This is a genomic window from Pseudoalteromonas sp. T1lg10, from assembly GCF_002964545.1.
GTDB lineage: Bacteria > Pseudomonadota > Gammaproteobacteria > Enterobacterales > Alteromonadaceae > Pseudoalteromonas.
In genome coordinates this window covers 252,038-272,865 of record NZ_PQBV01000004.1, presented here as the reverse complement: position 1 = coordinate 272,865, position 20,828 = coordinate 252,038, and the positions used below count along the sequence as shown (strand labels likewise).

The window sequence follows — 20,828 nt, the reverse complement described above, 5'->3', positions numbered from 1 at the left end:
AACAACCAGCTCCCCTTCTAGTCACTACCACTGGCCGCAGACAGCTCCTGCCGCAACCGGGACACGGTAAGCTCCGGGTCTTGTTGCCAACGGTGTAACATATAACTGAAAGTCCAAATATCCCGGTCTAATGCCGCCGCTGGCAGCAGGAGATGGTATCCGGTCAATAGCTTTAGGTTGTTCATCCTATTCGCAAACATGGCCAATAACCCAGTATATTTGCAGCCAGCCTCGCTCACATAGTCGGTGTCTTCCACCAGCCAGTGCGGTGGACATTCCTTGCCATCCTGGCAATAAGCCTTGATCGCCTGCATCAAAAAGTGGCGCTGCTCTACCAGCAAACGCCCGGCCAGACGCGGCGACAACCGCTGTAAGAATTTGTCTTCATCACGCAGGCAAATGCCTATCACATTGAGATCTAACACTTCGCCCTGGCGGTGCACCTGCACCACCCCGACCCGGGCCAGATTACTCACAGCCAACTGCCAGCAACCGTATTTATGGTTATAACTGAGCTTATCCTTATCGAGATAAATGCTGTAAAAGGGCTCGCGTAATTTCAAAAAGCCCACCAGCACGCCGACTAAGGAGGCGCTGAGAATAAAGATCTCCGCCAGCAAGACCTCTCCGGGGCGAAACTTGATCACCGCCACCAGCACAAGTAATACACCAGCGCTGATCAGCAAGGTTTGCGCACCATAACGTGCCCCCTGGGCTCTTATCTTGGCGCCCTGATAGCAATTATTTTCCCCCCTGCGCTCACCTTGATGTTGTGGCGAAGAATTGTGCGTCATAACTCGCCCCTACTTCTATACTCTACCTTGAGTGTAGATAATACCAATTCACTTAAATAGCTAATCATTCTAGCGGGCTAAATATCGTGCTAACCGCGTTGGAATTTTTCTTTGTAGCATAACTACATAAGAAAAACTCCGCCTTGTTATCACATCATTTATCCAGCGCTATATATGATCACATACTTAACAGAATTGGTATAAAGATGCGCGGCAATGGCTAGTTGCCTTTGTTGTTCTTGTTTTGTGAACAAAAACTGTAATTTTTCATCACAAAATCGTTATTTTCGGTTAACACACAAAAATACAGGATTGGCGGTCTATGTGTATGCCGACAAATTCGTAAACTATCTTCGGGCTAAAACAACAAAAGGCATCATCAATGAACCACAGTAAACACTCGGGCAAGGCACTGTTTCCCGTTTTTATTATTATCTTTTTAGGGCTGTGCGTTTATTTGTACCTACCTAATGGCCAATCGCAACAAAATACCATGCAAATGCAAGCAACCAAGGTGCAGGTGCATACCGTCGAGCAACAACAGCGCGCCGTTAGCGTTGATGGCATCGGCAGCAGCCGTGCCAACCAGGCTATTTTTATTAAAAGCGCCCAGAGCGACTATGTGGATGATATCTACTTTGACGATGGCGATCTGGTTAAGGCAGAGCAACTGCTGGTGCAATTACGCGACACCGAAGAAAAGCTTAGAGTAAAAGAATTAGAAGCCAATCTCTCCGAGGTAGAACGCCAATTAAACCGCCTCACCGAGCTGGCCCGCTCGCAAGCCGCCGCCAAGTCTTTACTGGAAGAGCAAAGAGCCAAATTTGAAGCCACTCAGGCGCAACTTGAGGCTGCAAAAACTAAGCTGGCAGAAATGCAGGTGCGCGCTCCTTTTGCCGGCACCCTGGGCAAACGCATGATTTCTAAAGGCGCCTTTGTCTCCAATAGCACGGAAATTACCACCTTGGATGACCTCAGCGTGATCAAGGTCGACTTTAATGTGCCGGAAAAATACCTGGCGCAACTGCGTGTCGGCATGTCGGTGAGCGCCCGCAGCGACGCCTACCCGGCGCGCACCTTTAACGGCAAGGTCACCCATGTGAGCTCGCGTGTCGATATGAACACCCGCAGCGTGCCCATTAGTGCCAGTTTTACCAATAACGAAGCCCTGCTACGTCCGGGCATGTTACTCAATACGACCCTGGAGCTTAAAACCTACGAGGCCCTGCTGGTGCCGGAAAAAGCCATTATCCCGCGTCAGGACAAGCATTTTGTGTTTCAGGTAGTAGACGGCATAGCCCAAGAAGTGGAAGTGAAGGTAGATAAACGCTACGACGGCTGGGTTGGCATCAGCTCAGGTCTGCAAGCGGGCGCCCAGGTAGTGACCGAAGGCGTGATTAAAATTCGCTCCGGCTCGCCTGTGAATGCACAGGAGAGTGAACAGTGAAGATCACAGATACCGCGGTAAAACGCCCCGTCTTCGCCATAGTAATCAACCTGCTGTTGCTTACCTTTGGTTTAGTGGCCTTCTCGCTGTTGCCACTGCGTGAATACCCAGACATAGAAAGCCCCATTGTCAGTGTCAGTACCAGCTACACAGGTGCTTCGTCGGAGATTATTGAAACCAAGATCACCCAGGTAATCGAAAACCGTATTTCCGGTATCGAGGGTATTAAAAGCATCACCTCGTCGAGCCGTAATGGCCGCTCCAATATCACCATAGAATTTAATATCGACCGTGATATCGATGCCGCCGCCAACGATGTGCGCGAGCGCGTTTCCCGCGCTTTAGACAGCCTGCCGGATCAGGTGCGTCCACCGGAAGTGTCTAAGTCTGACTCGGATGAAAGCCCCATCGCCTGGTTTGTGCTTAACAGCGGCACCATGGATACTCTGCAACTTTCAGACTATGCCCAGCGTTATATCGTCGACCGTCTGGCGGTGGTGGACGGCGTGTCCAATGTCCGCGTTGGTGGTCAGCGCCAGTACGCCATGAAAATCTGGCTTAACCGCCAGGCCATGGCCGCCCGAGGCATTACCGCCGCCGATATCGAGCGCGTACTGCGCGCCGAAAACGTTGAGCTTCCGGCCGGTGAAATCGAGTCGAAAGACCGCGACTTCTCGGTACGTACAGCCCGTAGTTACCTCGACCCGAAGGATTTTCGCAACCTTGTGGTGGCCCGTGGCGAAGGCGGTTATCTGGTACGCCTTAACGAAGTAGCCGATGTACAACTGGAAGCTGCGGACGAAGAAAGTATGTTCCGTGGTAACGGCCGCAATATGATAGGCCTGGGGATAGTTAAACAGGCCAAGGCCAACACCCTGACCGTGGTGGAAAACGCCCGTAAAGAGATTGAAAACATTAAGCGTAACCTGCCTCCTGGCACTACCATAGAAGACAGCTACGACTCCTCCATCTTTATCAAGGAATCGATCAACGAGGTATATCGTACCCTGGCCATTTCCATGGGTCTGGTGGTGTTAGTCATCTTCCTATTCCTTGGCAATATTCGCGCTACCCTGATCCCGGCGGTGACGGTACCTGTAGCGCTGATCGGCAGCTTTATGTTCCTGCTGGCCATGGGTTACTCCATAAACTTGCTTACCCTGTTGGCATTGGTTCTGGCCATCGGCCTGGTGGTGGATGACACCATAGTTATGCTGGAAAACATTCACCGTCGTATCGAGCTTGGTGAGCCACGACTGCTTGCCGCCTATCGCGGTGCCCGCGAGGTGGGCTTTGCTATTGTCGCCACCACGCTCGTGCTTATAGCGGTATTTGTGCCCCTGGTCTTTATGGACGGTCGCATTGGCGCCCTGTTCACGGAATTTGCCATGGCGGTCAGTGCCGCGGTGTTTTTCTCCAGCGTAACCGCACTGACCCTCTCCCCGGCACTGTGCTCCAAGGTGCTTAAACAAAGCGCCAACTCGGGACGCTTTAGCCAGTGGATGGACCGTCAGTTTGCTCGCTTAGAAAATGCCTACGAGCGCACCCTGGCCGGCAACATTCGCCGCTCCGGCATGCTCACCATCATGTTGTTGCTGGCAGGTGCTGCCTGTTACGGCCTGTTCCAGAAAATTCCTTCGGAATTAACGCCTAAAGAAGACCGCGGCACCTTCTTCGTGATGATGAATGGCCCTGAAGGCGCCAGTTACGAAAACAACGCCGAAAACATGGCAAAAATTGAAGAGCGCCTGCTGCCTTATGTGGAGTCCGGCGAGCTTAACCGCGTACTGGTGCGTGTACCCGGCTGGGGCGGTCAAGGCGGCGTGGCCATTATCGGCATGGCCGACTGGGACGAGCGTAAGCGCGATACCTGGTCGGTAATGGGCGAGATCAGTGGCAAGATGCGTGAAGTGACCGATGTACGTGCCTTTGCCATTATGCGCCGCGGCATAGGCGGTGGCGGCTCGTCGCGCCCCATCGAGTTTGTACTGCAAGGCAATGATTATGACGAACTGGCTGACTGGCGCGATCGCATCATAGCCCGTGCCCAGCAAAACCCGGGGCTAGTGCGTATCGACCATGATTATAAAGAAACCTTCCCGCAATTTTTGGTGAGCATAGATAAAAACAAGGCCGCCGATTTAGGGGTTTCGGTGTCGGATATAGGCCGCACCTTGGAAACCATGCTCGGCCAGCGCCGTGTTACCACCTTTATCGACCGTGGTGAAGAGTACGACGTGATCTTAAAGGGTGAGAAACAAGACTTTGCCAGCCCACAGGACGTGTCGAACATCTATGTTAATTCCCGCTCCGGCGAGCTGGTGCCCTTGGACAGTTTAATCACGGTATCCGAAGAGGCCACCGCTTCACAGCTTAACCGCTATAACCGCATGCGTGCCATTACCCTAAGTGCCAACCTAGCCGACGGCTACACCCTGGAAGAAGCGCTGAACTTCCTAAACCAGGTGGCGATGGAAGAAAACGACATAGATGGCGCCATCGACTACAAGGGCGAATCGCAACTCTTCTACGAAGGCGCCTCGGCCATGGTGTATGTCTTTGTTCTGGCGCTGACGGTTACCTTCCTAGTGTTAGCGGCGCAGTTTGAAAGCTTTGTGCACCCCTTTGTGATCATGCTGACCGTGCCTTTGGGCATAGCCGGCTCGCTGTTTGGACTGTATGTCACAGGGCTCACCCTGAATATCTACAGCCAGATAGGGATAGTTATGCTGATTGGTCTGAGCGCGAAGAACGGTATCCTGATAGTGGAATTCGCCAACCAGTTGCGCGATAAGGGCATGGAGTTTAGTGCCGCCTTGTTGCAAGCCTCCAAGCAACGCTTGCGCCCTATTATTATGACCTCACTGACCACGGTCATGAGCTCAGTCCCTCTGGTACTGGCCAGTGGTCCAGGGGCGGAGAGCCGCATGGTAATAGGTGTGGTGATCTTCACCGGTGTTACCGTGGCCACCTTACTGACCCTGTTTGTGGTGCCCAGTGCCTATTATGCCCTGGCGCGTAAAACCCAATCGCCGGAGTTCCTGCAGCACCGCCTCAACAAGCAGGTGCAACAGCATCCGCTGCAGGAAGAGTAATCCCTAAAAAGGCAGAGCAATCTGCCTTTTTGCTATTATTAGCACCTAATCGCGCTACACTTGAACTAGGTATTGCAAACAGGACAAAACGCAATGAGTGAGCTACGCACGGCCACCTTAGGTGGTGGCTGCTTTTGGTGTATCGACGCCGCCTTTAGGCGGGTCAAAGGCGTGCAGCAGGTTACTTCCGGCTACAGCGGCGGCCATGTTGAACACCCCACCTATCATCAAATTTGTGCCGAAGACACAGGCCACGCCGAGGTGGTGCAGCTCGTCTATGACGAGCAAAAGGTTGACTACCCCACGCTATTAAAGATGTTTTTCGCCCTGCACGACCCCACCACCTTAAACCGTCAGGGCAATGATATAGGCCCCCAGTATCGCAGCGTGATCTTCTATCATGGCGACCAGCAAAAACACCAGGCCGAGCTGGTTATGGAGCGTCTGCAAGAGCACCTGGACGATGCCATAGTCACCGAGCTTCTTCCGGCCAAGGAGTTTTACCCTGCCGAAAGCTATCATCAGGATTACTTTAGCGCCAACCCACGACAGCCGTATTGCAATCTGCTTATTGCTCCGAAAATAGCCAAATTTGAGAAGGAATTTGATGCATATTTGGTGTAAGGGTCTGAGGTAAGGCGCGAGCCTTACAAACCCGTTTTGACCTAACACGGAGGCACTGTTTTCCCTATAACCCTCGATGGATAGAATAAGTTTTAGTTTTCATAGTATCGATCTTGTCGCGTTGGCGACGACAACTTAGAGGAAATGCTTGTCCATTTCCTCTAAGGACTCCTAGGACACCCCAGCATTTGCTTTATTCTTCGCTTGTCGGTGTTGCCTACGCACCCGGCGAAACTCGGCTATCCCTGCCTCGATTCGCCTAACTTGACCATCCCAGGTCAAGTTGTACTACCAACTCCACCAAGCTCAGCACAAATGCACGGGGAATATGCTGAAACATCGCATTTCACATTAAGTCTCGCTCAAGCTGTTAGGTGCGGAAGATAAAAAGCCTGTGCTAGCAAAAACCTAGGGGATTTGTTATCAATAGATAAATAAACGAGTAGGGAAATTTGCAAGCAAACGAATGCAAAGCTTTCCATTTATTAAGTTGTTATATGCAATGAAGCTTTGAGGTATAAAATTGGAGTTACTTGGATTATTTAAAGACTATGTATTTGCGATAATTCTAGCCTTGGTACTAGCTTATGTTGCATATCAGCAAATGGTAATAAATCGAGATAAATTGCGGCTAGATTTATACAACAAAAGGTTCGATGTCTACACCACAACTTTGAAGTTCTACCAAGAATTAATTTCTGATGGGGTTTCAAGCGAAACTCACAAATCATTTATTGAGCAAAAAGAGGCTGCAAAATTCCTTTTCTCTCAAAACCCTTCAATTTACCTACTGTTAGATGAGCTCCATGAAAAATCCTTCAAAGTTAAAGCGTACAAAGAAAACAAAGAGTTCAAGAATTCACCTGAGCTTTATGCTGAGTTAGTAAAGGAATCTAACAACGTCGTCACCTGGAGCAACCACGCAATTAAAGAGCTAAGTAAGAAGTTAGAACCATATTTAAATATGTAAATTGCGTAAAACAATACGTTCAAGAGAGATTCGTTAACGAGGTGGTATAAATAACTCGTTCTGTTTTTTATCTTCTCAACTACCAACTCAATACTAACAGGTATCGATCTTCCCGTTTGGATTCGCGCTGGAGAAATCGGCTTTTGTTGTGGAGCGTGCTTGAGACAACGGAGCATGGATGCGAAGTTAGGTTTACCGAGGTAGGACACCTCGTTAAACCGTGTCGAAGCTAAGCGGAACGCTTAACAAAAAACCGAGTTCGCAAGCAATAGCGAATCACGGGTTCGCGGAGTTTCCAAAGAGGGAGTCGAATCACTCCCTCTTTGGTTGTAGTCGCCAACGCGACAAGATCTATCAGTTAAAGCAAATGTCGGCGGCCCAATACAATTGTCAGGTTGAAACCTGACCTACAGGTACCAATCTCCCCGTTTAGATTCGCGCTGGAGAAATCGGCTTTTGTTGTGGAGCGTGGAGTTGATAGCGAGGCACGATGCCGAGCTAGATTTATCAGTACATGGATGTGCTGTTAAATCGTATCAGGGACTAAGCGGAGCGCTTAACAAAAAACCGAGTTCGTAAGCATTAGCGAATCACGGGTTCGCGGGGTTTCCAAAGAGGGGCGACGAGTGACCGAAGCATCGCTTCGCAGCGCGAGGAGGTGGAGGCATGGATGCCGACAGGACTGCAGCTTCAGGGACGAATTACTTGTAGCCAAGTTAATTTGTCCCTCTTCGGTCGCTCGTCGCCAACGCGACAAGATCTATCAGTTACCGCTACTGTCGGCGGCTCGACAAAAGATATCGGTTAGAACCGCTGTCGACGGCCCGACTCCGAAGACACTCACCCGTTACAGCGATAAACTCACCCCTGCATATACCTTGCGCTCGGCGCCGATATATTCAGAAGTAACGGCACCCGTGGTCCAGTCCGTGGCGGCAACATTGGTGACGTATTCCTTATCGGTCAGGTTTTCAATGGCAAAATCGAAGCTGATATTGTCCACCAGCTGATAACGCGCATTCACATTAAGCAAGGTGTAGCTTGGCAAATGAGTACGGTAATAGCTTACGCGATCCGAGCGGTACTGCAGCTGGGCGCCCACATACCACTTATCAAATTCCTTCCCCAGACCCCAGTTAAAGGTGCGCTTGGCACGCAATACCAGGTCTTCACCTGTGTTGTCGTCCTGGGCATCCACATAGCTGAAGTTCAGCGTATGGTTAATGCCAAACCAGTCCTCAACTTCGGCGCTCAACTCAACGCCTTCAAAACTGGCTTTATTGATGTTTTCCGGGCCATTAAAGCCCCAGTCGATAAGGTTATCGAAGGTATTTTTATACACAGCCACATCGTACTGGCCGCCGGCGACATTCAGGCGCAGGCCAAGTTCGGCATTGGTCGACTCTTCCGGCTGCAAGTCTGGGTTAGCACCCCAAATTGAGCTGGCATCGTTAAAGGTCGGGGCCTTAAAGCCTGTGCCGTAGCTGGCGCGTAAGGTAGCGATATCGGCGAAAGGGACGCCAAGTGCCAGATTATAGGTCGACTCGCCACCAAACTCGCTGTGATCGTCGTTACGTACCACGGCATTGGTGCTAAAGGCGTCATGAAGATAGTAGGCCCCCACATACACACCCTTGTTGCTCTGTGTTTCGTTGACAAAACCGGACTGCGGTTGACCCTCAAGGGCGTAGGCATTGATGGAATCGCCCACATCCTCATAGTAATAATCCAGACCCGAGCTGATAGTCAGGGCGTCATTTAGGGCGATATTTAGCTGATAACCCAGCTCGTCACGCTCGGTAATGTACTGATTGGCCTTATAACCCGGGTACGGGTTTTTCAGGGTGTTGAAGTTGTCATCCTTCACCAAGGCGGTTTTTAAGGTATGGGCATAACGGCCGTGGGCTTTTTGCCAGCCCAGTTGCAGATGGTAGTTTTCAAACTTACTGAAATCACTGCTGGTGCCGTCATACTCTACTTCCGCATCGCTGTATTGACCAACAAACTCCAGCTTACCTAAGGTATCAAAGTCATAACTCAAGCGAGCACCGATATTTTGGTTTTCATAACCGTCGCGATCCGGGTCTTGGCCTGTGGTCACATTATAGCCATCGGTTTGTTCATAACCCAGGTTAATAGCGCCCTTAAAAGCACCTTGGGTCAAGGCATAGGCACCTTGAACATTCACATAGTTATCGCTGCCGCTCGATACCGACAGAGTTTTGCTGTCGCCATTGCGGGTGATGATGTTGATCACCCCGGCCAGAGCATCTGAGCCGTACCAGGCTGCACGGGCACCACGGATTATTTCCACCCGCTCTATGCTGTTAAGCGGCAGGGTTTCCAAGGCCTTGTAGCCTAGGCTTGCGGAGCCAACGCGGACACCGTCAACAACTACCAGAGAGTGACGACTGGCAGCACCGCGAATAAATAAGCTGCTGGTTTGCCCTTGACCGCCGCTGCGGACAATATCGATCCCGGCATAGTTGGAAAGCAATGCGGGCAAGTCGCGCACAGCGGTACGTTCAATATCATCACGGGTGATCACATTAACGCTGGCGAGCACCTGCTCAAGCGGCTGTTCAAACTTGTTGGCCGTGACCGTGATATGTTCGATTGTCTGTGACTGAGCCGCCACAGATGCAGAAAAAAGTGCCGCCAAAGACAACGCCACAGGGGTTTTGCTATACATGTAGATCCCTTAACCCGCGCCCACCGCACAGGATTATTCTTGGTTAGATAAGCGTTATGGCCGGTCTCCGGACTGATTGGCGAGTGCCAAAATCACCGTTGCGGGGGCAGCGTAGGATTCACACCTACTTCCCGATTATCCCTGAGCACATTCCCACTAGGCGAGATCTGCAAGGCACCATAACAAGGCGGTGTTATTGTGCGTAGTAAGGAGGGGAAAGTCAATGGACGTCTATACATCCATTGACGAAATAATTACAAGCCTAGAATTGGGCTGTTTTAGTCGCGGAAGTTTTTGAACTGGAACGGCTGGCCTAGATCGGCTCCGCGCACGACTTGCATGGCGGCCTGAAGGTCGTCGCGCTTTTTACCCGTTACGCGAACTTCTTCGCCTTGGATAGCGGCTTGCACCTTGATCTTGCTGTCTTTAATGGCTTTTACCAGCTTTTTGGCCACTTCTTTGGAGATGCCCTGCTTCATAACCACCTTGCGGGTCACGTATTTACCATGCAGGTCGGCTTTTTGAATCTCAAAGCTGTTCACATCAAGACCACGCTTAGATGCTTTGCTGGCGAAAATATCAAACAGCTGCATGACTTGTTGCTCGGCTTCGGCAGTCAGTTCTATTTGCTCGTTATCAAGCTCAATTTTGGCGTCAACACCACGAAAATCAAAACGCGTTTCCAATTCACGCTTGGCATTCTCAACGGCATTTTTGGCTTCGCTCATATCAATTTCAGAGACGATATCAAATGAAGGCATGGGGCTCTCCTAAACTTAAATTTTTGTGATTATACCCTGAGATTTACAATTTTGTGCGCTAGTACACGGTGAATTCAGTTTTTAGTTTGTTATACTGCCTGCGTTTTCACCAGATTTTAAGGTAGTAATAGTGACGCGCCGTGTCTATAAGGGTTTGTTTTTAATTAGCCTTGTTGTATTTACTTTGCTGTTTACTAAAGAAGTTAAAGGCGCGGCAGTAAACCTGTTTCCGCATATTGATAAGGTCGCCCATTTTGGTATTTTCTTTATCCTCGCCTTTATTATGGATAAAGCCTTTAAAATTCCCTTTATCATCCAAGTCATTCTGCTTTGTCTCTACGGTGCCGCTATCGAATGGATGCAAGGTGTACTGCCCCATCGTCAGGCCTCTGTCGCCGACTTTATCGCCGTGCCTGCGGTGCCGCCAGCTACTTTGTTCTGCATTATATTTGGCAAACACAATGGCAAAAAAAGAACAGTTAACGCCAGTGTATATCCTAGGCCCGGGCGCTCTGGGCCTGGCCTTTGCCAAGCTTTTTAGTGATCACCGCCCAGTCACGCTATTGACTAAGACTCACCACCCACACCAGTATCAATATACTTATCAAGCACATAGCGAGCACTTACAGGTGCAGTGTATCCCCTCTCCCTCAGGGGAGCAGGCGCCACAACAACAAATAGGCGAGCTGTGGCTTTTTACCAAGGCGCATCAGGTTCTTGAGGCGCTTACCCCACTGCTGCCGGCATTAAAAAGTGATGCAAAAATAGTTATCAGCCATAACGGCATGAGTGATTTAAGAGCGCTAAATCAACTTCTGGGGCCAAATCAGTCACTGTATTTTATGCTTACGCAACAAGCGGCCTATAAACCAGCGGCGGATAAAGTGGTGCATGTAAGCCAAGGTCTAAGCACACTTGGCGCCGCCAACAAGGCTGCTGAAAAATCTTTAGCGCGCCAGTTACCCCTGTGGCAACAACAAATACCGAACCTGCTTGGTTGCGATAATATTCACCACGCCCGCTGGCAGAAACTGCTGGTTAATTTAGCTATTAATCCGGTGGCCACCTGGCGACAGCAGCGCAATGGCGCCCTGCGTGCACCCGAGTACGCCAGCGATATTATGGCGCTGGTGCATGAAGCCATCACTGTAGCCAAGGCTCAGGGCTTGGATTTTTCGTTAGTTCAGGCGCTTAATTTGGCCTATAAGGTGATGGCGCAGACAGCGGAGAACCGCTGTTCCATGCTGCAAGACAAGCTGTTGGGAAGGGAAACGGAAATAGACGCCATGTGCGGCTATGTATATAAAACGGCGCAGCAATTAGGCTTGGCTGCGCCGGTTAATCAGCTTTATTATCAGCGTATTAAGGGCGATACACCTTAACGGTTTTAAAGCCATTTTCATGCAGGATCAGCGCCTGCAACTGGCTCATCACGCCCTTGGCACAGTAAAGGTAATATTCCTTATCCTGTGGCAAGTCGCCGAACTTGGTGGCTAGACGGAAAAACGGCAGGTGTACTACCTCAATGCCATCAAGCTCAAGTGGGTTGGCATCTTCTTCCTCAGGTGAACGAATATCGACCACCACGGCATCTGCAGGCAACTGAGATACGGACTCAGCTTCTTTCACCTCTTCCTTGGCCTGGGTTTCAATATCGCGCACGTCCATAATGGTGGCATTGGCGACAACCGTATCAAGTATCTCAAAGTCGAAGTTTTGCTCTTGTTTTTCAATCACATCAAGCTTGGCTTTAACCGTAGGCTTGCGTGAAATCACACCACAGTATTCGGGCATGGCTTCGGCCATTTCCGCCGTGCCTATGGCACGGGCGATATCGATGATCTCCTGCTTATCATGCTGAATAAGCGGACGCAGGATCAGGGTATCGGTTACACGGTCAATCACGCTCAGGTTAGCCAGGGTTTGGCTTGAAACCTGACCTATGCTTTCCCCGGTTACCAGAGCTTGAACACCCAGCTTTTCGGCCACCTGACTGCCGGCGCGCATCATCATGCGTTTAAGCACCACACCCATTTGCGAGTCTTCGATATTTTCCAAGATTTCAGCCACCACGGGCTCAAAATCCACGGTAATAAACTTCACCTTATGGGTAGAGCTAAAACGTGACCAGATATAATGGCTGGCTTGCTTTACACCGATTTCGTGAGCCGCACCACCTAGGTTAAAGAACAGGAAGTGAGTACGGGCACCTTTGCGGATCATTTGGTAGCTGGCCACTCCCGAGTCGAAGCCGCCGGACATCAGCGACAACACGTCTTCTTGCGTTGGCAACGGGAAGCCACCCATGCCCTTGTGGGCGTGAGTTACTATGTAAGCGCGCTGGTCCTTGATTTCAATCTTAACCGTTACTTCCGGGCGACTCAGTTTTACCCTAGCCCCTTCAACGTGCTGGTTTAAGCCGCCGCCTACATATCGCTCCACATCGGTAGAGGTAAAGTCATGCTGACCCTGGCGCTTACAGCGCACGCAGAAGGTTTTACCGGCGATTTGGTCGGCAAGTAACAGCTGGGCCTGCTGATAGATATCATCCAGGGTGGTAAATTCCACCTCGGTGACCTCGTTAAACAGCACGATACCGGGAATACGACCCAGGGCGTCCGCCATCTCGGCACGCACCGCATCATCAGCGCTCAGCGATTCTACCGTGAGGTTATCCCAGTTGTTGCGCACCTTTACCTGCTCATCAATGCGACGCATCATGATCTTAATGTTGTTTTCCAAAACCTTGGTAAAACGCTTGCGAACAGACTTACTCTTGATCGCAATCTCTGGGTGCAACTTAACAATAAACTTGATCATGACTTACTCGTAGCGGCTCAATATCGGCCAACGGCTAACGGGGAAAATGCCCATTTCCGCGACCCTGGATTCAAAGCGCGCGATTATAGCAAAACCACGCGCTTACGGAAATAATAGCGAAGATGTTACGCAAATGCGGCCTTGCGCCGCTAGAGGTTATCCTGACGCTGCTGATAGGTTTGCTTTAATGCCGCTAATTGTTCACGGCCGGCATCGGTCGCAAAGGCAGAAAACAGGGTAATAACCTTGAGCAGGCCCTGATAAATATCGCCGCGATTAAGCTCGCCACTTTGGCGTCTGGCCTTGATATAGGGCGTCCAAAAGCTCACCGTCAGTTTCAACATATGGGTCAGCTCAGCCGCATCTTCATCGGCAATGGCAATAATACCCTTGCTGTTAAGCACCAGAACTATGTCTTTTACCTGCTCAAACAAGCGTTGTTGAAATTGAATATAGTCGGCCTTTAATTCCGCATCGCGGGCGAGAATGTCGGTCATATTGTCGTAGAAGAAATGGAAGTTCCACATCAGCTCGAACAAGGCATCAAAATAATGGGTTAACTGACTCAGGACTTCGACATCGTCTTGTAGCGGCTTGAACTGAGTGTCCAGGTGCTGACGATAAAGCACAAAAATATGCCTTAAAATATCTTCTTTATTTTTAAAGTGATAGTAAAGATTACCCGGGCTTATGCCCAAATGGGCGGCGATATGATTGGTGGTGATGGCGCGTTCACCGTGGCGATTAAACAATTCAATGCTCGCCTGAATAATGCGTTCCTTAGTACTCATGTTTACTTCTACCCAGCTTTTTATCCTTAGCAGTATAAACAATCTTGGCTTGGCTGAACAATGACTCCTTATTTGTCGCCGATTTGGGGCTGGCAACATGGGCAAAGATTGTTAAAATGCGCCCAGCACCTTAAAAGAATGAGAACGATAATGAAGGTAACCGCACTCTATCCTGGCACCTTTGATCCTTTGACCAATGGCCATTTGGATCTGATTGAACGCGCAGCAAAAATGTTTGACAGCGTGATAGTGGCAATCGCCCACAACCCGAACAAAAAACCCTGTTTTAGCCTAGATGAAAGAGTCGACCTGGCACAAAAAATCGTTGCCCATTTAGATAATGTTAAGGTTATTGGTTTTACCGGCCTGCTAGCGGATTTGGCCAAAACCCAGAACGCTAATGTGTTGGTACGGGGTATTCGCGCCGTATCCGATTTCGAATACGAGTTTCAGCTCGCCAATATGAATCGCAGATTGAACCCCGACTTAGAAAGCGTGTTTCTTACCCCAGCAGAGGAAAATACCTTTATTTCCTCAACCCTAGTCAAGGAAGTCGCATTGCATGGCGGCAATGTATCAGAATTTGTTGCCCCCGAAGTGGCGGCGGCATTAAAGGAAAAATTATCAAAATGACCCTATCTCGCTGTGCGCTAGCTCTTAGCGCCCTGTTTTGTGCTGCCCAGGTGCAGGCAAGTCCCTGGATTGAACCCGACTCGGCGCTGCTACGCAGCTCCATTGATATGCTGATAAATCAAGGCGTGATCAAGCGCCCCGTTAATACTTATCCGCTGATGTGGAAAGGCATTGCCGGCGATTTACAAAGCGTGTCGATACAGGATTTAACGCCGCAGGCGCAATTTGCCTATCAACATGTACAACATGCGCTTAAATACGCCCAGCAAGGCACGGTTTCCCGAGTGCGTGTCTTTACCAATTCTGAGCCGCACACAATTCAGGGCTTTGGCCCGCGCAATCAGGCTAAAAGCGGTATTGAATCCAGTGGCAGCCTCACGGGTAAAACCGCCAGCGCCAAGGTCAGCGTCACCTATCGTGACGACAGCAACGACGGCGAATATGTTAATTATGATGGCAGTTACGTCGCCGCCCTGTTGGGCAATTGGTCCGTAAGCGCCGAGAAAATTAACCACTGGTGGGGACCCGGACAGGAAAATGCCCTGGCGCTGTCAAACAATGCCCAGGCCATGACAGGCGTGCGCCTGACTCGCCACGATACCAATTATTATGGCCCAAGCTGGCTGGCCTTTATCGGTCCCTGGAACTTCACCGCCCTAGCCGCTAAGCAGCAAAGTCAGGTGAGTAAAATTGATGAAGAAAAAGTCGAAGACGGCGACTTTTGGGGCTGGCGTTTAAGCGCAACTCCTATTCAAGGTCTTGAGCTTGGCCTAAGTCAAACCAAGACTGAATGGTTACACTATCCCGAGTCTATTGGCGACCAAGTTATTGATGAGCTCGCCGATGAGCAAAAGCTCAGTAGCCTGGATATTAAATACTCCACCTTGCTTGGCACACTGCCTCTGTCCATCTATGGCGAATATGCCGGTCATATCGAATCGGCTCTGATAGCCGAAGACGGTGCCCTGACCTTAGGAGCGCAAACCCATTATGGCACGGAGCAGGCACTGCTTAGCGGTTATATCGAATACACGGATACCGGCAGCGAGTGTGTGTCGCAGTTACCCGAGTACAACTGTAACTATGGCAATCTGGACATAGCCCAAGGCTACCAGCATAGAGAGCAGAACCTGGGACCGGCCATAGGAGCGGACGCCGAAGCGCTGACGCTGGGCGCCACTTATCATCGTATTGGCGGCTATGGTGCGCATTTAAAGCTTGGTCGCATCGAAAAGGAGTATCTGGATACGGATATTTCTCGCCTTGAGATCGGCTATCAGCAAGGCGTATTAGGCGCTTTGGTCAATATCACCGGCCACCTATGGCGAGAGTCGAACGACCCTGACTCCGATACCCACTCAGCCGTGAGCCTGGCGCTGGAATACCGTTTTTAACAAACGGCCAGCGCGGCACAGGCCGAGAAAGTCCCGGTTAACCACCAGCACTATTATCATCAAGGCATCATTCAAATTGATGCCTAACGAATACAGAGTCCACAGCCACCAGGGTTCGTAGTTACCCGCTACGCCCAGATCTAAATACATTGCTATATGCAAAATTGCATTGAGCACCAAGCCCACAGCACAATAATATAAGGCAGGAATTTTCTCCCGCTTTCTTTGCACCACAAACAAAGCGACCAAGGTCAACAAATCGGCACTAGCCCAGAAGGGATATACGTAAGTCACATCAATAACAGAAGTGATGAAATAAGAAAGGTTAATGGTCAGGCAGAGCCATAAGGGCGAGCGCGCGCGATAACTAACCTCGGAGTAACTGACAAGGTTAAACAGCAGCGCCATCATAAACCCCCAATTTACGAAGGTACTTAGTAGCTGAGCTAATTCTCCACTGGCAAAAAACATCTAATCCAGGCCTTTATTTTAATTATTATCTCGCCCTACATAGGCTTTTAGCCCCAGCCCAAACGATAAGATCTGATATCACACAACTTAAGAAGTCTAAGACTCTAGTCGCTGCATTCGAGTTGGATGCACAAATCAAAGGGTTGAGAAATATAACACCTTATTAACAGAACAACTAGAAACACCGCATCGATTATTGCGAATACCTCAAGCATAAGTGGTAGCAAGGCTATTAAATATCAATTTATAAGTTGTTGGGGGCAGGAACAGTGTCAACCGTATTGATTATGGATTATCCCTATAAATCAGGGCATTACATTTTTTGTTATGTCTTCATTGCGAGAATATCTTTTAATGGAAGAGTCATTGTGATGATTCTCGCTGATAACGAATTAGAGCAATGGTGCACTCTATTGCATCTCAAAGGTTCGAGGGAATTTATTTAGAAGTGACGATTTTTTGGCTTGAAACTTGTCTTTTCACATAGTCTTTAAGCGTAATAAAACCAAGAATATCTCGATCAACGATTAGCGCAACTATCATTAACAAGTCTGATAAGTTTATGCCTATAGAGTAAAATCCCCACAACCACCATTTTTCTCGATTGTCTAACACCACAATATCCAAATGCATCAGTAGGAGTAGGATTGAGTTAAATATCAAGCCCGCTACGGCATAGATAACTCCAGGAGAAGGCTTGGCTTTTTTAAAGAAAAACACAGGCAAGATAACAAGCAAAGTGACTAGATCGTAAATAAGCCAGGTTTTGTACACTTCTGAACCGCTAAAAACGCTATTAAAGTGATCACTCGTAAAATAAGACGAAAACATGACGATGCTAACAAAAAGAAGTTTAAAATCTTCCTTAGCCTTAAAAGCTATTAGCATTAAATTGAAAAACATAGCCATCAGAAAGCCCCAAACCACGAAGCCTCCCATAAAAATAACTAAGCTTTTTTCAAAGAACATCCGTCATCTCACTCTTAGTTCTCTTTCTTCGGTGGACCGAGAACCACATCAGCACCACAGCGCTGGATATTAGCTTCGCTTAGGATTAGCGCACTAGTTGAGCAAGTCACTGTATCAGATTGCTGTGCCTAAACGCTAGTGGTTTGCGTTGTATGCTTTTGAATTTTCTGGTGTAATTTTTTAAACTCAGATTTGAACTTGTGTGCTGGTATTAACTGATTTAGCGATTGATATAGTGAGAGAGGAACGCGCGCCAAAGCTGGCAGCGCGTTCTAAATTTTAAGCAATTAGCTTACAAGGTATCTCGCCTATGGGAACATGCTGGAGGTAGAAGTCCATGGCCACCTCATCGCAATTCGCCTTGCGCAGACAAAGTTCACAGTCTTTCATTACCTTCTCAGGTAAGCTGTCCTTACTGCTTTGCTCGAATCCAAGTTTAGCGAAGAAGTTGGGGACACGAGTTAAGACTATCACCCTTTTCAGCGCCAATTTTTTGGCTTTTACAAGCAAGTGATCCACCAGCATACGCCCCTGTCCTTTGACGCCACAATCCGGATTGACTCCCAGCGAGCGAATCTCCGCCAAGCCGGTATCATAGATATAAAGCGAAGCACAGCCGGTGACCTTACCATTGACCTCGGTAACGGCAAATTCATTGATCGAGTGCACCATATCGCTTTTGGCACGCGGCAAATTTTCACCGACCTTGGCCCAATACTGGATCAGCTCGCTAATGGCTTCGACATCATGCAAGTTGGCGTCACGCACGGTAATAGTGTGCTGTTGCTGTGCATGCTTAATGGCATGGGCAACCTGCTGCGGCGAGGTACCGCCCAAGGCCTTACGTGCCTGCAGGCACGCATCCAATTCAAGTACCGGATACACATCTTCTTCGATAACACTGCTCACCGCCTGGAATTGCTCAAGGGTAAGCTGTTCCAGGTTTTTACCCTCGCCTATGGCGACCTGTACCAATTGACCGACGATATGATGTCCTTCACGGAAAGGGATCCCCTTAGCAACCAGGTAGTCCGCCAGCTCGGTAGCATTGGCATGGCCGCCTTGGGCCGCTGCTCTGGTTCTCTCACCATTGACCTTAATGCCGTTGATGCAGGACTGCGCCATATGCAAACAGGCCAACCAGGTTGGCAGCGCATCAAACAGGCCTTCCTTGTCCTCTTGCATGTCCTTGTTATAGGCCAAGGGCAAAGATTTAAGTGTCATCATCATGGCACTCATGGCGCCAAAAACCCGTCCGGTTTTACCACGGATAAGCTCCAGGGCATCGGGGTTTTTCTTTTGCGGCATCAAGGACGAGCCGGACGTGACGTTATCCGCCAGCTCCACAAAACCCGCCTCACCTGAGTTATAGAAGATCAAATCTTCAGCAAAACGCGACAGATGCAGCATGGAAATCGACGCCGTGCTTAACAGTTCAACCACAAAGTCCCTGTCCGACACTGCATCCAAACTATTGCGCGTTGCCTGAGCAAAGCCAAGATCCTGAGCCAACAACTCACGGTCGATGGCATAAGCAGTACCGGCTAAAGCACCGCTGCCCAGTGGACATTGATCCATACGCTTAACCGCATCTTGTAGACGGCTGGCATCACGCTCAAGCATTTCCACATAGGCCATACACCAGTGGCTAAAGAGCACCGGCTGGGCCCGTTGCAAATGGGTATAGCCAGGTAGAACCGTACCGAACTCGCGCTCGGCTAAGGCCAGCAGCGACTGCTTGGTGGCAATAAGGGCATCGGCAATGGTGCTCGCGGTTTGCTTACACCAGAGGCGGAAGTCGGTGGCCACCTGATCATTCCGGCTACGTCCGGTGTGCAACTTCTTACCCAGGTCGCCTACCTTATTGATCAGCGCCGCCTCAACATGCGAGTGAATATCTTCTTCGCCGCTGAGGGCAACACTATCTGGGTTTGCCTGAACCTCTTCAAGCAGTTCATACAATGCCGCCACCAAACGCTGGTGCTCGTCATCGGTTAACACGTTAACGCGGTTTAACGCCCCCGCCCATGCCACAGAGCCGATAATGTCTTGCTCCGCCATCACATAATCAAACGGCAAAGAATCGTTAAACTGTTTAAATGCTTCATCCGGACCCGATGAAAACCGTCCGCCCCAAAGTGCCATTGCCTTCTCCTACCTTACTTCTTCAACGCCGCTATTCTGCTTGATAGCGAGAACAAGCGAATAAAGCCTTCGGCGTGTGATTGGTCATATACATCATCGGCGCCAAAGGTAGCGAAATCTTCGCTGTATAGGCTGTTTGGTGATTTCTTCTGCACCGCCACAACCTGACCTTTATACATTTTCAACACCACTTCACCACTGGCAAACTCGGCAAATGCCTCGGCCGCTGCCAGAATGCTGTCTTTTAATGGCGTAAACCAACGGCCGTCATAGACCAGGTGTGCAAACTCACCGCCCAGGGTTTCTTTCCACTTACGACTGGCCTTATCCAGAACCAGTTCGTCAATGGCCTGCAGCGCCGCCATCATTACTGTGCCTCCCGGAGTTTCGTAACAACCGCGCGACTTCATACCCACCAGACGGTTTTCGACGATATCGACACGGCCAACACCATGAGGCGACGCCAGTTCATTCAGCTTCACCAGACACTGATACGGGCTGAGTTGCTCGCCATTTACGGCAACGATCTCGCCTTTTTCGACGCTGATGCTGACCATTTCTGGCTTATCTGGTGCTTGCTCTGGTGAATTGGTCCAGGTCCATACCTGATCGCTTGGCTGACACCAAGGGTCTTCCAACTCGCCGCCTTCATGAGAAATATGCCAGGCATTGGCGTCACGGCTGTAAATCTTGGTCGCTGATGCGGCACAAGGAATATTGCGCTCGGCCAGGTAATCGAGCAGGGATTCACGGCTGGAAAGATCCCACTCACGCCAAGGGGCGATCACTTTAAGATCCGGCGCCAGGGCGGCAAAACAAGATTCGAAACGCACCTGATCATTACCCTTACCGGTACAACCGTGCGACAAGGCATCGGCGCCAACCTTACGGGCTACTTCAACCTGGGCCTTGGCAATAATAGGACGAGCCATAGAGGTGCCAAGCAGATAGGTGCCTTCATAAATAGAGCCGGTTTTCAATGTTGGGTAGATATAATCGGCAACCATTTCTTCTTTAAGGTCAACGATATGGCACTCGGAAGCACCCGAGGCAATGGCCTTTTCTTCCACCCCTGCAAGCTCTTCTGCGCCCTGGCCCACATCGGCCACAAAGGCAACCACTTCACAGCCGTAGTTTTCTTTTAACCAAGGCACAATCGCCGAGGTGTCCAAACCACCCGAGTAGGCCAATACAACTTTTTTAATAGTGCTCATCTCAAGTC

16 protein-coding genes, 1 pseudogene and 1 riboswitch are annotated in these 20,828 nt (G+C 49.8%); of the genes and pseudogenes, 8 read left to right on the top strand and 9 right to left on the bottom strand.

Annotated features, from left to right (window positions below; all coding sequences use genetic code 11):
• Positions 1-17 precede the first annotated feature (17 nt).
• Positions 18-794, bottom strand: coding sequence for a DUF2982 domain-containing protein (locus C2M17_RS03610; RefSeq protein ID WP_105199501.1), 777 nt, complete (start codon positions 792-794; stop codon positions 18-20).
• Positions 795-1,176: 382 nt separating this feature from the next.
• On the opposite strand from C2M17_RS03610, the gene C2M17_RS03605 reads away from it, so the two are divergent.
• From C2M17_RS03605 to C2M17_RS03590, 4 genes are all read left to right on the top strand, one after another.
• Positions 1,177-2,241 carry an efflux RND transporter periplasmic adaptor subunit gene (locus C2M17_RS03605; RefSeq protein WP_105199500.1) on the top strand — a complete coding sequence of 355 codons (1,065 nt, stop codon included), beginning with the start codon at positions 1,177-1,179 and terminating at the stop codon, positions 2,239-2,241.
• Positions 2,238-5,336: an efflux RND transporter permease subunit gene (locus C2M17_RS03600; RefSeq protein WP_105199499.1), complete on the top strand. Its 3,099-nt coding sequence runs from the start codon at positions 2,238-2,240 to the stop codon at positions 5,334-5,336. The genes C2M17_RS03605 and C2M17_RS03600 overlap by 4 nt, the downstream gene beginning before the upstream one ends.
• Positions 5,337-5,429: 93 nt before the next feature.
• On the top strand, positions 5,430-5,960 hold the full coding sequence (msrA, locus tag C2M17_RS03595; RefSeq protein ID WP_105199498.1) for a peptide-methionine (S)-S-oxide reductase MsrA: 531 nt from the start codon (positions 5,430-5,432) through the stop codon (positions 5,958-5,960).
• Between the two features lie 523 nt (positions 5,961-6,483).
• On the top strand, positions 6,484-6,930 hold the full coding sequence (locus tag C2M17_RS03590) for a hypothetical protein (protein WP_105199497.1): 447 nt from the start codon (positions 6,484-6,486) through the stop codon (positions 6,928-6,930).
• An 847-nt stretch (positions 6,931-7,777) separates the two neighbouring features.
• On the opposite strand, the gene C2M17_RS03585 is transcribed toward C2M17_RS03590, so the two are convergent.
• Together C2M17_RS03585 and C2M17_RS03580 are read right to left on the bottom strand one after the other, a co-directional pair.
• A complete protein-coding gene (locus C2M17_RS03585; RefSeq protein WP_105199496.1) occupies positions 7,778-9,622 on the bottom strand; it encodes a TonB-dependent receptor domain-containing protein in 1,845 nt (614 codons plus the stop codon).
• 41 nt (positions 9,623-9,663) lie between these two features.
• Positions 9,664-9,819, bottom strand: a riboswitch (cobalamin riboswitch).
• An 81-nt stretch (positions 9,820-9,900) separates the two neighbouring features.
• Positions 9,901-10,383, bottom strand: coding sequence for a YajQ family cyclic di-GMP-binding protein (locus C2M17_RS03580; protein WP_105199495.1), 483 nt, complete (start codon positions 10,381-10,383; stop codon positions 9,901-9,903).
• 130 nt (positions 10,384-10,513) lie between these two features.
• Here C2M17_RS03580 and C2M17_RS15900 point away from each other — a divergent pair.
• Together C2M17_RS15900 and C2M17_RS03570 are read left to right on the top strand one after the other, a co-directional pair.
• Positions 10,514-10,866 (top strand): annotated as a pseudogene (locus C2M17_RS15900) (VanZ family protein).
• Complete coding sequence (locus C2M17_RS03570; RefSeq protein ID WP_105199494.1) at positions 10,845-11,765, top strand: ketopantoate reductase family protein; 921 nt, start codon at positions 10,845-10,847, stop codon at positions 11,763-11,765. Before C2M17_RS15900 ends, C2M17_RS03570 begins: the two are co-directional and overlap by 22 nt.
• Here the strand turns inward: C2M17_RS03570 and thiI are convergent.
• Entirely contained in the window at positions 11,746-13,203 is a 1,458-nt protein-coding gene (thiI, locus tag C2M17_RS03565; protein ID WP_105199493.1) for a tRNA uracil 4-sulfurtransferase ThiI, read from the bottom strand. The genes C2M17_RS03570 and thiI overlap by 20 nt on opposite strands.
• Before the next feature lie 149 nt (positions 13,204-13,352).
• Positions 13,353-13,994: a TetR/AcrR family transcriptional regulator gene (locus tag C2M17_RS03560; RefSeq protein WP_105199492.1), complete on the bottom strand. Its 642-nt coding sequence runs from the start codon at positions 13,992-13,994 to the stop codon at positions 13,353-13,355.
• Positions 13,995-14,144: 150 nt separating this feature from the next.
• On the opposite strand from C2M17_RS03560, the gene coaD reads away from it, so the two are divergent.
• Positions 14,145-14,627 (top strand): pantetheine-phosphate adenylyltransferase, encoded by a 483-nt coding sequence (gene coaD, locus C2M17_RS03555; protein WP_105199491.1) that lies wholly within the window; start codon positions 14,145-14,147, stop codon positions 14,625-14,627.
• Positions 14,624-16,021 (top strand): capsule assembly Wzi family protein, encoded by a 1,398-nt coding sequence (locus C2M17_RS03550; protein ID WP_105199490.1) that lies wholly within the window; start codon positions 14,624-14,626, stop codon positions 16,019-16,021. Before coaD ends, C2M17_RS03550 begins: the two co-directional genes overlap by 4 nt.
• On the opposite strand, the gene C2M17_RS03545 is transcribed toward C2M17_RS03550, so the two are convergent.
• The 4 genes from C2M17_RS03545 to C2M17_RS03530 form a co-directional block, all read right to left on the bottom strand.
• Positions 15,986-16,492, bottom strand: coding sequence for a hypothetical protein (locus tag C2M17_RS03545; RefSeq protein ID WP_105199489.1), 507 nt, complete (start codon positions 16,490-16,492; stop codon positions 15,986-15,988). The genes C2M17_RS03550 and C2M17_RS03545 overlap by 36 nt on opposite strands.
• Positions 16,493-16,930: 438 nt before the next feature.
• Positions 16,931-17,461 carry a hypothetical protein gene (locus tag C2M17_RS03540; protein WP_105199488.1) on the bottom strand — a complete coding sequence of 177 codons (531 nt, stop codon included), beginning with the start codon at positions 17,459-17,461 and terminating at the stop codon, positions 16,931-16,933.
• Between the two features lie 279 nt (positions 17,462-17,740).
• Entirely contained in the window at positions 17,741-19,606 is a 1,866-nt protein-coding gene (gene argH / locus C2M17_RS03535; protein ID WP_105199487.1) for an argininosuccinate lyase, read from the bottom strand.
• A gap of 14 nt (positions 19,607-19,620) precedes the next feature.
• The gene (locus C2M17_RS03530; RefSeq protein WP_105199486.1) at positions 19,621-20,820 is read right to left on the bottom strand and encodes an argininosuccinate synthase; all 1,200 of its coding nucleotides are present in this window, start codon (positions 20,818-20,820) and stop codon (positions 19,621-19,623) included.
• Between the last annotated feature and the right edge of the window lie 8 nt (positions 20,821-20,828).